The following is a 14,667-nucleotide window of genomic DNA, read 5'->3' on the forward strand; positions in this document are numbered from 1 at the left end:
CCGACCAAGGGAACATCGAAGGCGGCTTGACCACCATCGAAGAAAAGGCCCTCGGCAACATCCAGAAGATCGGTACAAAGGCGCCTGTCATCGGTACGCTGGACAAGGCCGTGACGCCTACCGGCCCCGGCCTGTGGTTCATGGACTCCTCCTCCGCCGCCGCCGAAATGATCACCCTCGTGGCCGCCGCCGGCTACGTGGTGCACTTCTTCCCCACCGGGCAGGGCAACATCATCGGCAACCCGATCGTGCCCGTTATCAAACTGTCCGCCAACCCGCGCACCATCCGTACCATGTCCGAACACATGGACGTGGACGTGTCCGGTATCCTGCGCCGCGAAATGAATCTCGACCAGGCTGGCGACAAGCTGCTCGACATGATGTTCCAGACCATCGCCGGTCGCATGACCGCCGCCGAAGCTCTGAAGCAGAACCAGTTCGTTATGACCCGTCTGTACGAAAGCGCCTAATATCGCTGGAATCCCTATAAAAAAGAAGGCGGGAGGGAAACCTCCTGCCTTCAATATATCAGTCTAAAGAATCTCCGAAACCCCGCTTCGGGGGCTCAGGGACGGAAGGGGCGCGTTCAGCGCAGGTCGGCGCGGTACACGTGGTTGCCCGTGTTGATCCGGCTGATGCGAAATTCGACGGGGCGGTCCTGAAGGTCAAAGGATGTGCGGGTCACCAGCAGCAACGGATGGTTCCGCTCTATGTTAAGCCGCTTGAGGTCTCCGCTGTCCGGCATGGTGACTTCGATCTGTTCCGTGGCGTGGGCCACGGTGATGCCGAAATGGATTTGATAGTGCTCGTAGAGGGTGTTCGGCACTTTATCGAACTCGAAGTTGAAATGGGGAAAACGGGCGGTCGGTAGCGCGACCCGTTCGTTGATGACCGGGAAATCGTTGAGCATACGTACACGGTCGATGTGGATGACTTTGGCGTCCGGAGCAAGCTCGAGAGCCGCCCGTTCGGCGTCCGACGGCGTGGCGAGCCGCACGCCGTAGATTTGTGAAAGCGGGTAGACGCGTTTTCCGTTCCTGTCGCTGAGAAGGAAGAACGGGAACAGGGAACTGTCTTCGTCGAGTACGGCCACAGCGGTTCCCTTGCCCTGGTAGCGGACCAGCCGTTTTTCGCGGGTAAGCGCATTGAGGGCCTTGCGCAGCGTTCCTTGGCTGACTCCGTATTCTTTAGCGAGCGCGATTTCACTGGGCAGGAAGCTTCCCGGCCCCCATTCTCCGGCAATGATGCGGTTGAGAATGGCCTTTTTCACCTGTTCGTACAGTGGAGCGAATGTGAGTTTCGATGATGGGGTCATGGTTCCTCCGGAGAATCTTTCAGTACTTTTTATCTTATATAATATAGAAGATCAAATGGCTTGAACGCTTTTTCCCCGGAAGGCGGGCGGGCCGGGAGTACGACATGGCAGAAATCGTTATTTCAGAGTTCATGGATGAGGCCGCCGTCGCCGATCTGAGGGCGTCGTTTGATGTTCTTTATGACAAAACCCTCGTGGACAGGCCCGAGGAACTGGCCGCCGCAGCAGCGGGGTGCCGCGCGCTCATCGTTCGCAATCGGACGCAGGTGCGTGGCGCGCTTCTGGAAGGCGCACGTCTGCGCGCAGTGGGCCGCCTTGGCGTGGGCCTTGACAATATTGACTGCAAGGCCTGCCGGGAACGGGGCATCGCGGTTATTCCGGCCACAGGCGCGAACAACACGGCGGTGGCCGAATATGTGCTCGCCGGGCTGCTCATGCTCGCCCGAGGCTGCTATTGCGGGACATTCGCTGTCGCCGCCGGGTCATGGCCCAGGGAACGTATGGTGGGCGGCGAGATATCCGGCAAGGTGCTCGGTCTTGTCGGATTCGGAGGGATCGCCCGGGACGTGGCGCTGCGCGCCCGTACCTGTGGGATGCGGGTCATGGCCTATGATCCTTTTTTGCCGGCGGACGCACCGGATTGGGAAAAGCTGGGCGTGGAGCCGGTGACGCTGGAGACTCTGCTTGCCGAAGCGGATGCCGTGAGCCTGCATGTACCGCTTACGCCTGATACCCGCCAGCTTTTCGACGCGGGACGGCTGGCGCGCATGAAGCCGGGAGCAGTGCTGATCAATACGGCCCGGGGCGGCATTGTGGAAGAAGCGGCCCTTGCGGATGCGCTCCGCTCAGGTCGGCTCGCCGGGGCGATGGTCGATGTCTTTGAGAAGGAGCCGCTCCCGGCGGGTTCGCCATTGGCGGACGTTCCCAATTGCCTCTTGACCCCCCATATCGCCGGGGTAACCCGTGAATCCAACGTCCGGGTCAGCGCCGTCGTGGCACGGAAGGTTGCCGAATGCCTGAGAGGTGCCGCATGATTTTGACCCCCGAACAGCTTCAGGATTTGGGCATGGCCGTATTCAGGGAAGCGGGCGTGCCCGAAGAGTCCGCCGCCAGCGTCGTGGAGGCGCTGGTGCGGGCCGAACTGGATGGGCTCCCCTCACACGGGTTCTCCCGCATTCCCTTTTATGTGGATCAGGCTCTGTCAGGCAAGGTAAAAGCGCAGGCCATTCCGCTGGTGCGTCAGCCTGCTCCTGCGGCCGTGCTGGTGGATGCAGGAAACGGGTTCGCTTTTCCGGCCATTCTGGCGGGGCTGGAAAAGGCCATACCTCTGGCGCGCCGCAACGGCGTGTCCGTATTGGGAGTCACCCGGTCGCACCATTGCGGCGTGGTTGGGCTGTATGCGGAACGGATCGCGGAAGCGGGGCTCATATCATTGATTTTTTCCAACACGCCGGCGGCGATGGCTCCGTGGAACGGATCAAAGGCGTCCTTTGGGACGAATCCGCTAGCCTTTGGCTGTCCGAGGGAGGGGAAGCATCCGCTGGTGATCGATATGTCCCTGAGCAAAGTGGCGCGGGGCAAGATCATGGGCGCGAAACAGCGGGGTGAGGCGATCCCCGAAGGTTGGGCTCTGGATGCGGCGGGCCGGGCGACCACGGACCCGGTGGCGGCGCTGGGCGGAACGATGATTCCCGTCGGGGATGCCAAAGGGGCGGCCCTTGCCCTGATGGTGGAAATCCTTTCCGCTACGCTCACGGGTGCCAATCACGCCTATGAAGCCAGCTCGTTTTTTGAGCCCACGGGAAGTGCGCCCGGCATCGGACAGACGTTCATCCTGCTGGACCCGAAACCGTTGAATCCTGATTTTTCGGCACGGCTTGAGGTCTTGTGCGGGCACCTGCTCGGACAAGAAGGCGTACGTCTGCCCGGGGAACGGCGTTTCGCGCTGCGGGAACGAAACCGGATTTCAGGCGTGAACCTGCCAGAGGTACTGTATAACGATCTCCGAAAAAGGGCCGGGGGTGCCTAAATCCGACAGAAGTTCGGTGGAACCTTTCTTAAAAAACAGAACAAATTGATGGAAAGGGTATCCTTGCTGGTTACCTTTTTCTTGATAGCCTTGTGGAGAGGCTTCAAACGATACGTTGAAATTGGAGTCCCATACACGAAAGCCTCTCCCGGCGGGCCGTGCCGCTCTCTCCCCCCGAGCGGTGCGGCCCTTTCCGTTGATAGCTGCAACCGGAAGCGGTGCTTCCGCCATCCCGAGGTTCTTATGTCGGTTGGTTTTCGCATTTTTACCCAACGTCCTCTGCCTGCTCCCGAATTGGTCCGGGCCTATGGAGCGTTCGCCACGGCTCCGGTCGCGGATGCCATGCACCGGATGTGCGTCTGCTCTCGGACCCGGTCGGAACCATGTCGGGTGTGGCCTTGACCGTGAAGGCCCGTCCCGGCGATAGCCTTATGATCCATAAAGCCCTCAACATGGCGGAGGAGGGCGACGTGCTCATCGTGTCTGGTGGGGAATCGGGGCGTTCCCTTATGGGCGAACTCATGTTCCGGTATGCCGCGTCCAAAAAACTCGCCGGGATTGTAGTCGACGGCCCGATCCGGGATGCGGATTGCCTGCGCGGTTTTCCGCTGCCCGTGTATGCCTCGGGATTTACGCCGGGCGGACCATACCGCGAAGGCCCGGGCGAAATCAACGTCCCCGTCGTGTGCTGCGGCCAGAGTGTGGAGCCCGGGGACATCATCCTCGGCGACCGCGACGGCGTCATCGTCATCCCGTCGGGAGATGCGGCCAGTCTGTACGACGCGGCGCGGCAATCCCATGAGCGGGATCTGGCGAAGACCGAGAATGCCCGCCGGGGGCTTTTTGATCGTGGCTGGGTAGACGGCGCGCTGGAACGGAAGGGCTGTGAGATTGTCGAGGGCCTGTGGCGGTAGCCGGGCACCACGGAAAACCTTTTTCTTGACTCCGTCCGCGCCTCTCGTATCCTTTTGCAGGAACGCCCGCGCCGTTTCGGAACAGGCAGGGGGGAGGGCGTCGTTCTTTGCTATCTTCTTTTCCAAAGGAGCTTTCATGAATATCGCGCTGGTGGCGCACGACAACTGCAAAAAGGATTTGGTCCGGTGGGCGCGGGAGCATGTCAACGAACTGAAAGGCCATCGCCTGACCTGCACGGGGACCACGGGGCGCCTTATAGACGCGGCGTTGCGCGAGCTGCTTGGCGACGAGAGCCCGTCGACACCCGTGGAGTGCCTGAAATCCGGTCCGCTCGGGGGCGATCAGCAGATGGGTTCCCGTATCGCGGAAGGCAAGATCGACGCCCTGATCTTTTTCTGGGACCCCATGCTGGCCCAGCCGCATGACGTGGACGTTAAGGCCCTGCTGCGCATTTCCAATCTGTACAATATCCCTACAGCTTGTAATGTCGCCACAGCAAACTGCCTTGTCTCGTCGCCGGCCTTCTTGCAGGAACATCCTCAATCGACATACGATTTTTCCGAGTATACCGAACGTTCGCTCAGCTAGCGCTGACCTTTCCCCGGAACGGCGCGGGCCGCCGGGCTTCCCGTAAGGCGTCTCAGAGGGCTTTCCCTGTGAGGCGTCTCCTTTTTTGCGAGTAACAGGGTAGAGCGGAGGCTTCCGGTGTGCCCTTTTCCCTCTGTGGTCCCCGTTCGGTACTAGTAAAAAGCCATCCGTGGGCACGGCTCCTCGCTATGGCCATTGTTTACGCTTTAACGGACTGGTGTTTACGGTCATTCCATTCCAATGCCGGAATCTTCTCTTGGGGGGGCTTCCAACATTCTGCCTTTGCGGACTGTATGATTCATTAACTTATGAATATTCAACGAAAAAAGAATTGTAGAACATCACTGTTTTATTTTTATCTCATAATCATAAATATTATGTTACTTTTTATCCATAGCTCTCAAGCCGAACCTAACCCAAACCGCAACAATACAGTAACGCATGGCCCTCGACCGAAATGTTCCCCTCATGTCCGCCCTGTACCGACCCCATCCTAATGGGATACCTTGTTCATTGTTGGGGCAACGTCCCGGAGCATTCAATTGTCTTTTATCGGTTGTAATGGAAGAAAAATTTTTTTCAGTACGTTCCGTGCCCAGTTTACCCCGAGCGCCCGTGTTCCGATCGGATCCAGAGGCCTTTTCTCCCTCCCCTTTAAACTACAATATATTGCCATAAAAATACTTTTCGTGGATATTTGCTTTCTCTCCGCTGGCGGTGTTGCGGAAAAGGGCGCTTGCCCAGACGGTGGGGAACGTCCTATGTAGTGTGGCAACCCCATGCAATTCCCATTGTCCCCGTGACGGAGCACGCCGCGCCCACCGGGGCCAGGTTACCGATTTTTCCGGCGCACGCCGACAAGGAGCAGGCAATGAATGCAGCAAAACCGGCCCTCACGCCGGAACAGCGTTCTTTTCTCGAAGCGCTTTTCAAGGATGACGCGGCGTTCGAGGAAGACGCGCTGCGTGTATACGCGTCGGACGCCAGCCTCAGGAGAGGCCCCGTGCTGGCGATGGTGCGCCCCCGTACGGTCGAACAGGTGCGGGAACTGATGCGCTGGGCCGAGGTCGAACGCATCCCTATCCATCCACGCGGGCGGGGAACCAGCCTTTCCGGGGGGTGCGTGCCCACCAGGGCGGGGGTGGTTGTGTCCATGCTCGGCATGGATCGCATCCTTGATATTTCCAGTGAAGATTTTGTGGCGGTCATCGAGCCGGGCGTCAACACGCTGGCCTTTCAGCAGGCCTGCGAACAAAAGGGGTTGTTTTACCCGCCCGATCCCGCCAGTGGTAAGGCCACGTCCGTGGGTGGTAACGTGATGACCTGCGCCGGGGGCCTCCGCGCGGTCAAGTACGGGGTCACGCGGGACTACGTGCTCGGCATGGAGGCCGTCCTCCCCGGCGGGAAGCTGCTCAAACTCGGCGGGCGGACCCACAAGGACGTGATCGGGCTGGATATCTCCCGTATGTTCGTGGGCAGCGAGGGCACGCTCGGCATTGTCACCAAGCTGTATTTGAAACTCCTTCCCAAGCCCGAATCCTCGGCGTCGGTCCTTGTCGGCTACCTCTCGCTCGACGCGGCGCTTTCCTCCATGAGCAAGGTCTTCGCCGCGGGCATCCTGCCCTGTGCCGTGGAATTCATGAACGAAACCGTACTGGAAATCCTGTCCAGAACCGGCGACGTGCCGTGGCCGGATACGGTCAGATCGCTGCTGCTCTTCCAGATGGACGGCAGCCGGGAGACGGTGCCGCTGGAAAACGCCCGCCTCGCCGCACAGCTTGACGACGCGCTTTGGAGTATGCAGGGCGTCGGAAAGGAAGAGGAAGATCGGCTCTGGGCATTTCGTCGCCGGGTCAGCTCCTCAGCCTATGTGCTCGGCCCGGATCGCATTGGCGGGGATATGGCCGTGCCGCGCGGTTCGCTCCTCAAGGCCGTGCGTCGTTTCGAGGCTATCGCCGCCAGTCACGGCAAGCGCCTCATCGGTTTTGGGCACGCCGGAGACGGCAATATCCACGCCAACCTGCATTACGACGCGTCCGACCCCGACGACGCGCGGCGCACGGCGGCGGCCCATCACGAGCTCGATGACGCAGCGCTCGAATTCGGCGGGAGCCTTTCCGGTGAGCACGGAGGCGGCTGCCTCAAGGATGTGGGCAAGCAGCTCGGCGCTGACGAGCTTGAAGCTATGCGTGCGGTCCGCCGCCTGTTCGATCCCCAAGGAATCCTCAATCCCGGCAAGGGCTACTGAGGCAGTACCGACAGTAGGGGTTCCGCAGCGGAAAGGATGCGGGGCGGGCATCCCTAGACAGTCCGCAGTAATGCAGCGGTACGTTCTGGCCGTGAAGCACCGGAAGGGGATTTGTTTTCCTTGCGGGCAGGCCCCGCGTGGGATGGGGTAACATGTTTCGATTCAGCACGGAGCGCACCGTTCCGGAGGATTGCCTATGAAGCGGGGATGTACACAGTGCGGCGATTGTCTGGATGTCTGTCCGATCTTCGCCCTTTACCGCCGGGAGGAATACTCCCCAAAGGGAAAACGTCTGCTCATGGAACCGCTGGACGGCTGGGGGGCGGGCGAGACGCCCCTGCCCTGGAAGACGATCCGCAGGCTTTCCCGGCTGTGCGCGGGCTGCGGACGGTGCGCCCGCCGGTGTGCCCGCAAGCTCTCCACCAGCGAGCTGCTGGCTGATTTGCGTTCGCAGCATCCCCATTGGACCCAGTTTGTCTGGGATATCTGGATTCGGCGGGTTGGCCCGCTCTGGCCGCTTGCCGGACGCATCGCCTCGTTGCCTTTCCTGCCGGGCGGTTCGTCGTTGGAAACCGCCCGCGCCCTGTTGCCACAGGAGCCCGCCGCGCCGTGGGTGCGGATCAAGCCCGCCGTGCAGGTGGGGGTGGGGACGCCCGTGGCTGTGTTCGCCGGATGTACGGCGCGCAACGCCCGCCCCGATTGGATTGCGCGGGCTGAGACGCTGTTGCGGCGCTGGGGCTATGTGGTTCTCGACGGCGGCGGATTCACCTGCTGCGGCGGCACGCTCCACCATGCGGGGCTGTTTGCGGCACAGGCCGAAGTCCGGCGGCGGAACATCGAACGCTGGCGGGATATGGGCCGCCCAGTCATAGCCGCGTTTTGCGCCTCGTGCAAACACGGTCTTGACGCCTATGCCGAAGAGGGCGGCATGGAACCCGAAGAGGCCGCGCTGTGGAAACCGCAGGTACGGGGCCTTTCAGCTCTCCTGACGGCACCTGTCTTTGAGACCGTGCCCGACGCTCCGGCCCGTATTGGCTACCATCAACCCTGTCACTGGGGTGAGGACGACCCTGATTTGCCGTTCCTCAGGCAGGCGTTCCCCCTTATCATGAAAGGTACGGGACTGTGCTGCGGCATGGGCGGTATCCTCAAGATGACCGACGCTGACGTGTCCGCCGCCATTGGCCGCCGGTGCGTGGAAGGCTTCGCGGACTGCCGTCATATCATCACCGGATGCAGCGGCTGTACGCTGCAACTGGCTTCCGCAGCCCCTTCCGGCGTGACCGTACGCCATTGGCTCGATGTGGTGGATATTTCAGTATAATACACTATTTTTATTTGTTTTTTGATATATGGCACAGCCCCTTCCCCCATTGGGGAAACGCCGCTGAAACTACATCCGGCGGGAAGGCGCTTTCTCCCTCAATGGGGTGTTCTACCCCAAAGAAGCGAGGCCCCTATGACAGAAACCCGATGCCCATTGCCCAAGATGGCGCGTATCCGGCAGACCTTCGCCCGTCCGCGTGTTGACGATGTAGCAGTGGAAATGCGCGAACAGATGCAGGTGCTCACGCCCCGGATCAGGCCAGGTATGACGGTGGGGCTGACCGTGGGCAGCCGGGGAATCCAGAACATCCTGACCATGCTGGAAGTCGCCGTTCAAGCTGTGCGCGGCTGCGGCGCGTCCCCGGTGCTTCTGGCGGCGATGGGCAGCCACGGCGGCGGTACCCGTCAGGGACAAAAGGACGTGCTGGATAGCCTCGGTATCATGGAGGAACGCCTCGGCGCGCCGGTCATCACCTGTGATGTGACCCGCGCCATTGGGGAAACGCCCGGCGGACTTGTGGCGTACATGCTGGAGTCGGCATTCGGTGTGGACGCCATCATCCCCATCAACCGGGTGAAAACGCACACGTCGTTCAAGGGCTGCGTGGAGAGCGGGCTGTGCAAGAAGCTCGTGGTGGGCCTTGGCGGACCGGGCGGGGCAGGGCAGTTCCACAGCCTTGGGCAGGCCGAACTTGCCCGCCTTCTGGTGGAGGTCACCAAGGTGATCCTCGGCAAGATGCCCGTGCTTGGCGGGGTGGCCATCGTCGAAAACGCTTATGAGGAAACCGCGCGCATCAAGGCGATTCCCGCCGAGGCGCTCATCGAGGAAGAAATCCGGCTGCTGGCGTGGTCGAAGTCGCTCATGCCCGCCCTGCCCACGGACAGGCTGCACGGCCTCATCGTGGAGGAAATGGGGAAGAATTTCAGTGGAACCGGAGTCGACACCAATATCATCGGACGGCTGCGCATTACGGGCGAACCGGAAATGGAAAGCCCGCGCATCCGGTACGTTTCGGTACTGGACCTTTCGGAAGCCTCGCACGGCAACGCTACGGGCGTGGGCCTTGTGGACTTCGTGACCCGCAGGCTGGTGGACAAGATCGACCGTAAGGCCACGTATTTGAATAACCTCACCACTACGTTCGTCACCCGCGCGTTCACGCCCCTGTGGTTCGATACGGATCGGGAAACGCTGGAAACCATGATGTTTTGCCTGCGAAGCGTCCCGCTCACCGAAACGCGGCTGATCTTGATCCCTAATACCTTGTACCTTGCGGATTGTTATGTATCCGAAGCCATCCTGCCGGAGCTGGCCGATACCGGACGTTTCGAAGTACTTGGGCCGTTGCGGGAACTGGCCTTCGACGCGCAGGGAAACCTGACCTCGCGCATTGGCCTGCCCCGCACGAGCTGAAGATGATGGCAATATTCCTAAATCCCGGAGTCATCGGCTGGATGTGGCCACGTCGCCGGAGATAGATAGGGTTTTATGGTGGAGCCCTTGGTGATAGCATAGCATTTCCGGTGGATTGAGTCCTGCGGTTGCGTCTTGTGGCGGATTCATCCGAACGGTTGGACGGGGTGGGCATTTGCCCGCATGTGCGGGCCGGATCAAGGGGGCTAGGGGCTCCGTACTTCGATCCGTACAGCGGGATCAGGACGGATCGGGGGGCTCGCCACACGTGCCATGGATGGGGATAAAGTCAGGAAAACCGCTCAGGCAGGATGTCTGCGACAAACCCTGATGGTTAGATCTGCCGAGGTCGTGTCCAGCGTGTTGTCGATAATGACGGAAGGGCTCCGTCTTGCCGGAAAAGAAGGGTTCGACGGAAACAAGGCTGAGTGGATGCTGTGTTTCACAGGGTGCCCCGTTCTGGAAAACTGTGCCTGTTCGGTAGTGGTATTTTTCCCAGTTGCTTATTTTCCTCCATAAGCGCCATAGCGGAAAGCGAGCAAGGGATGCGCCCTGTCGCATATTTATGGACTGAGGAGCAAAACCATGCCCGGTTTTGGGATACTGGCGCTGTGCGGATACGGAGCCTTGCGGGGTGGCGCGACAGGCGGCCCTCTCCGATGGCTTTGGCGGCGCAGAAACGGGTTCCTGTACGGCTTCGAATCCGCGCGGCCCCTCCCCCGTTCCGTGTGATGTCATGCAACGACGTTCCCGGCTTTTGGGATGATCATTGTGAATATAGAGACATATTCAAAAAGGCGTTGACGTAGTCTGATTTTGTGCTACGTATGGCTTAATGCTCCGTTGTAAGGCCATAGGGAGAACTCTTACTGGCCTGAAATCACTTCTCTACTCTTCGTTTCACCTCAGTATAGGGTGAAATTTCCTCTTTTTCCGCTTCATAATACCTCTTTTTCAGTATTTTTACTCGATTCAGCAAAAGAATCGCCCTCCCAAAGCGATATATACGATATAAGGTATGTGCTCCTGTTCCGTTTTCTTGCGAGAACCCGGAGCAGGGCCGGAAAAGGTTCCAAGGCCGCCCCTTCCGAAGGAGGCTTGTCTCGGCGGTTTCGCCAGATACCTTGAGCTGTACCGGAATCCCCGCATCGTTTCTGTGCCCGTACCGCATGGCGGCTTGTCTCCGTGATGGGGAGTCCCCCCATGCCTGCGAATCCCTTTGGAGCCTTTCCTTTTCCCCGTGCCGGTTGTCAGGCCGTTTTCCGTCAGGCGAACGGGAAGCGGGGCGGATTCCGTACCGTTATGGGCAGAGTCGGCGGAGGCGGGGCCTCCCGTCCTCATAGAGGGGTTTCCGCCGTCCTGTTCGGAGCGGAACAGTTGCGCTTGCTGGATTTGCCGCAACGGGGAAGGGCCGTGCGCAAGTCCCGGCTAATGATGATGCAACTCCTGTGTATCATGGGCAAAAACACAAGATATGGCGGGGGGTGGCGAATCCAGCGGATGAAGCCTGTTCCCCGGTAGGTGTTCCGCCGGAGCCGACGGTTGGGAATGCGCGGCCTGCGGTCGGAAAGATTCGAGTCGGTTCAGTGCGGCGGCGGTTCCGGGGGGGCGCTGTCAGGGGGTACGGGATCTGCAACGGCGGGATGCCGGAGGGCGTCCCAAGGGGTAGGCGTATGAAAGTCCTCATCAATCTGCAATGGTGCAAAGGCTGTGGGGTGTGCGTGGCGTTCTGCCGTTCGGGTGCGCTTTCGCTGGACGGGGACGGGAAACCTGAATATGCCCCCGCGCTGTGCGTGGGCTGCGGCCTGTGCGAGTTGTATTGCCCGGACTTGGCGGTGGAGTGCCTTGGGGAAGACGGACCGGGCGAATCCGGGGAGGGCGCATGAACGGCGAAAAGGGCATTCTGTTTACTCAGGGCAACGAAGCCTGCGTGCGTGGGGCACTCTATGCGGGGCTGCGTTTTTTCGCGGGGTATCCGATCACCCCGTCCACAGAGGTGGCGGAACTGCTGTCCGAGGAGCTGCCGCATGTGGGCGGCAGGTTCATTCAGATGGAGGACGAGATTTCCTCATTGTGCGCCGTGTGCGCGGCGTCGGTGGCTGGGGACAAGGCCATGACTGCGACCAGCGGCCCCGGTTTTTCGCTCATGCAGGAGGCCCTCGGCTACGCGATCATGGGGGAAATCCCCTGTGTGGTGACCAGCGTGCAGCGCGGCGGGCCGTCCACAGGCCTGCCCACGAAGGTGGCGCAGGGCGACGTGAATCAGGCCCGGTGGGGGGTGCACGGCGACCATGCGATCATCGTGCTGACCGCTTCTTCGGTGCAGGACGTCTTTGCCATGACGGTGGAAGGCTTCAACATGGCGGAAACCTACCGCACCCCGGTGATCCTGCTGTTCGACGAGGTGGTGGGCCACATGCGCGAGCGCCTCGATATGCCGGAACCCGGCGAACTGCCCGTGGTGGAGCGGCTCCGCACCTCGGTGAAGGCCGGGGTCAACTATTACCCGTACCTGCCCCGTGAGGACGGCCGGCTCCCCATGTCCGACTTCGGCGGGGTGCACCGCTACAATGTGACCGGCCTCTACCATGACATCTGGGGTTTTCCCACGGAACAGCCCGAGGCCGTCAACAAGCTCCTCTATCACCTTGTGGACAAGATCGAGGCCAAGGCCGCCGAGATCGCCCGCTGGAAGGAATACTTCCTCGACGATGCGCAGCAGGTGTTCGTCTCCTACGGCAGCGCGGCCCGCAGTGCCCTGCACCTTGTGCATACGCTGCGCGGGAAGGGTATCCGGGCGGGCCTGCTGGAATTGCAGACCCTCTGGCCGTTCCCGGCGGAACTCGTGCGCGACCGCACCGAGGGGGCGCGCAACGTCTACGTGGTGGAAATGAACATGGGGCACATTATGGCGCAGGTCAGGCAGGCGGCCTGGAAGCCGGATAGGGTGTTCCTCGTCAACCGGGTGGACGGGCAGCTCATCACGCCCACCGACATCGGCAAGGTCATGCGCGTGATCGAAGGAAGGGGGTTCTGATATGGCCATCCGCTCGTTGATCCGGGAACGCTTCTTTCCGCACTTGTGGTGCCCCGGCTGCGGCCACGGGCACGTGCTCAACGCCATGCTGCACAGCGTGGACGATCTGGGCTATGATCCCTCGTCCCTCGTCATGGTGTCCGGCATCGGCTGTTCGGCCCGCATCGCGGGGTACGTGGACTTCCACACCATGCACACGCTGCACGGGAGGGCGCTGGCCTTCGCCACGGGCATCAAGATGTCGCGGCCCGATCTGCACGTCATCGTACCGATGGGCGACGGCGACGCGCTGGCCATCGGGGGCAACCATTTCATCCACGCGGCGCGGCGCAATATCAAGCTCACCGCGATCGTCATGAACAACCGCATCTACGGCATGACCGGAGGGCAGTACTCGCCGCTCTCCGGGATCGGGGTGTCCGCGACGACGGCGCCTTACGGCAACATCGACCGCGAGTTCGACACCGTGCGGCTGGCCCTCGGCGCTGGGGCGACCTTCGTGGCGCGGACGACCACCTACCACATGCGCGAGATGATCTCGATCTTCAAGAAGGCGCTCCAGCATGAGGGCTTCGCTGTCGTGGAGGTGCTGAGCCAGTGTCCCACGTACTTCGGGCGCAAGAACAAGCTCGGCGACGCCGTACGGATGATGGAGCGGTACCGCGACCATACGGCTCCGGTGGGCTCCCCGAAGTTGGCGGAAAACCCCACGCTGGTACCGCGCGGCATTTTTACGGATGAGGATCAGCCCGAATACTGCGCCCGCTATGCCTCGATCATCGCCAGCCAGCATCAGGAGTGAGTCATGGAAAAAGCGTATGCAGTCTCCCGTTTCCTGTTGTCCGGTTCCGGCGGCCAGGGCGTGATCACCATGGCGATCCTGCTGGCCGAAGCCGCTGTGAAATATGAAGGCCTCGTTGCCGTGCAATCACAATCCTACGGGCCTGAAGCGCGCGGCGGGGCCACGCGTTCGGACGTGATCCTGTCGCACAAGGCTATCTATTACCCCAAGGTGGAGCAGCCGAACATCCTCGTAGCGCTCACCGATGCGGCCTGCGCCAAGTACCTGCCGCTGATCCGCCCCGGCGGGCTGTGCATCTATGATACCGAGCTCGTGCATCCGGGCCGCAAGGTGGAGGCGCAGTTCAAGGGCCTGCCGCTCTGGGGCGCGGTCAGGGAACGCCTCGGTTCGGCGGTTTCGTACAACGTGGTCGTGCTCGGAGCGCTCGTGACGCTGACCGGAGCGGTGCGCATCGGCTCGATCGAGATGGTGCTGGCGGAACGTTTCCCGGCGGCACACCACGAGGACAATTTGCGGGCCCTGCATCTTGGCGTCGAGCTTGCGGAACCGTTGAGCGATTGATGCGGTACCCGCACGGAGGCGTTTGCCCCTGACGTCTCCCGCCTCTTATGCACGGGCGGGCGGAAGGGGCACCTTCCTTGCCGCAAGGTTTTGGCGGCCCCAATGGGCGCGTTTTGCTGCAAAGGCACCTGTCGGTCCACCGTGGGGGCGGGTTGCCCATGATCCGGGCTGTCGGCGCTTTGAGCGGCGCCTGTGCGTACGGAAAAAGGATAAACAAAGGGACGGGGCACCATTCATAACAGGGGGCACTTCCATGCATATCCACGAATATCAGGCGAAAAGGCTCTTGAGCGCATACGGGGTACCCACGCCGGAGGGACGGCTTGCCGCCACGCCCGGAGAAGCGGAGCAGGCCGCACGGGATCTGCCCGGCCCGGTATGGGTGGTCAAAGCGCAGATCCATGCCGGGGGCAGGGGCAAGGTTGGCGGCGT

General features: G+C 61.3%; 13 protein-coding genes and 1 pseudogene. 13 read left to right on the top strand and 1 reads right to left on the bottom strand.

The annotated features are described in order from the left end of the window. Positions 1-470, top strand: a pseudogene (locus HMPREF0178_RS13710) (UxaA family hydrolase); the annotation flags it as partial. A gap of 116 nt (positions 471-586) precedes the next feature. Here the strand turns inward: HMPREF0178_RS13710 and HMPREF0178_RS13715 are convergent. Continuing rightward, complete coding sequence (locus tag HMPREF0178_RS13715; RefSeq protein WP_005024613.1) at positions 587-1,315, bottom strand: GntR family transcriptional regulator; 729 nt, start codon at positions 1,313-1,315, stop codon at positions 587-589. A gap of 104 nt (positions 1,316-1,419) precedes the next feature. Here HMPREF0178_RS13715 and HMPREF0178_RS13720 point away from each other — a divergent pair, with 104 nt between their 5' ends. The 12 genes from HMPREF0178_RS13720 to HMPREF0178_RS22915 all read left to right on the top strand — a co-directional run. Further along, positions 1,420-2,349 carry a hydroxyacid dehydrogenase gene (locus HMPREF0178_RS13720; RefSeq protein WP_009368639.1) on the top strand — a complete coding sequence of 310 codons (930 nt, stop codon included), beginning with the start codon at positions 1,420-1,422 and terminating at the stop codon, positions 2,347-2,349. Beyond that, complete coding sequence (locus HMPREF0178_RS13725; protein ID WP_009368640.1) at positions 2,346-3,344, top strand: Ldh family oxidoreductase; 999 nt, start codon at positions 2,346-2,348, stop codon at positions 3,342-3,344. Before HMPREF0178_RS13720 ends, HMPREF0178_RS13725 begins: the two co-directional genes overlap by 4 nt. A 353-nt stretch (positions 3,345-3,697) precedes the next feature. Further along, the gene (locus HMPREF0178_RS13730) at positions 3,698-4,258 is read left to right on the top strand and encodes an RraA family protein (RefSeq protein ID WP_198134988.1); all 561 of its coding nucleotides are present in this window, start codon (positions 3,698-3,700) and stop codon (positions 4,256-4,258) included. 136 nt (positions 4,259-4,394) lie between these two features. After that, positions 4,395-4,847: a methylglyoxal synthase gene (locus HMPREF0178_RS13735; protein WP_009368642.1), complete on the top strand. Its 453-nt coding sequence runs from the start codon at positions 4,395-4,397 to the stop codon at positions 4,845-4,847. A gap of 871 nt (positions 4,848-5,718) precedes the next feature. Next, complete coding sequence (locus HMPREF0178_RS13740) at positions 5,719-7,095, top strand: FAD-binding oxidoreductase (protein WP_009368643.1); 1,377 nt, start codon at positions 5,719-5,721, stop codon at positions 7,093-7,095. A gap of 196 nt (positions 7,096-7,291) precedes the next feature. Then, positions 7,292-8,419 (top strand): (Fe-S)-binding protein, encoded by a 1,128-nt coding sequence (locus tag HMPREF0178_RS13745; protein WP_009368644.1) that lies wholly within the window; start codon positions 7,292-7,294, stop codon positions 8,417-8,419. Between the two features lie 135 nt (positions 8,420-8,554). Further along, entirely contained in the window at positions 8,555-9,835 is a 1,281-nt protein-coding gene (locus HMPREF0178_RS13750) for a DUF362 domain-containing protein (protein WP_009368645.1), read from the top strand. A gap of 1,673 nt (positions 9,836-11,508) precedes the next feature. Further along, positions 11,509-11,721, top strand: coding sequence for an ATP-binding protein (locus HMPREF0178_RS13765; protein WP_005024604.1), 213 nt, complete (start codon positions 11,509-11,511; stop codon positions 11,719-11,721). Continuing rightward, positions 11,718-12,872: a 2-oxoacid:acceptor oxidoreductase subunit alpha gene (locus HMPREF0178_RS13770; RefSeq protein WP_005024603.1), complete on the top strand. Its 1,155-nt coding sequence runs from the start codon at positions 11,718-11,720 to the stop codon at positions 12,870-12,872. The genes HMPREF0178_RS13765 and HMPREF0178_RS13770 overlap by 4 nt, the downstream gene beginning before the upstream one ends. Position 12,873: 1 nt before the next feature. After that, positions 12,874-13,674 (top strand): 2-oxoacid:ferredoxin oxidoreductase subunit beta, encoded by an 801-nt coding sequence (locus HMPREF0178_RS13775; RefSeq protein WP_005024602.1) that lies wholly within the window; start codon positions 12,874-12,876, stop codon positions 13,672-13,674. A gap of 3 nt (positions 13,675-13,677) precedes the next feature. Next, positions 13,678-14,235, top strand: a complete 558-nt coding sequence (locus HMPREF0178_RS13780; RefSeq protein ID WP_009368648.1) for a 2-oxoacid:acceptor oxidoreductase family protein — start codon at positions 13,678-13,680, stop codon at positions 14,233-14,235. Positions 14,236-14,488: 253 nt separating this feature from the next. Continuing rightward, positions 14,489-14,667, top strand: a 179-nt coding sequence (locus tag HMPREF0178_RS22915) for an ATP-grasp domain-containing protein (RefSeq protein ID WP_009368649.1), incomplete at its 3' end; no start/stop codon positions are given.

The sequence above is a fragment of the Bilophila sp. 4_1_30 genome (assembly GCF_000224655.1).
GTDB classification, from domain to species: domain Bacteria; phylum Desulfobacterota; class Desulfovibrionia; order Desulfovibrionales; family Desulfovibrionaceae; genus Bilophila; species Bilophila wadsworthia.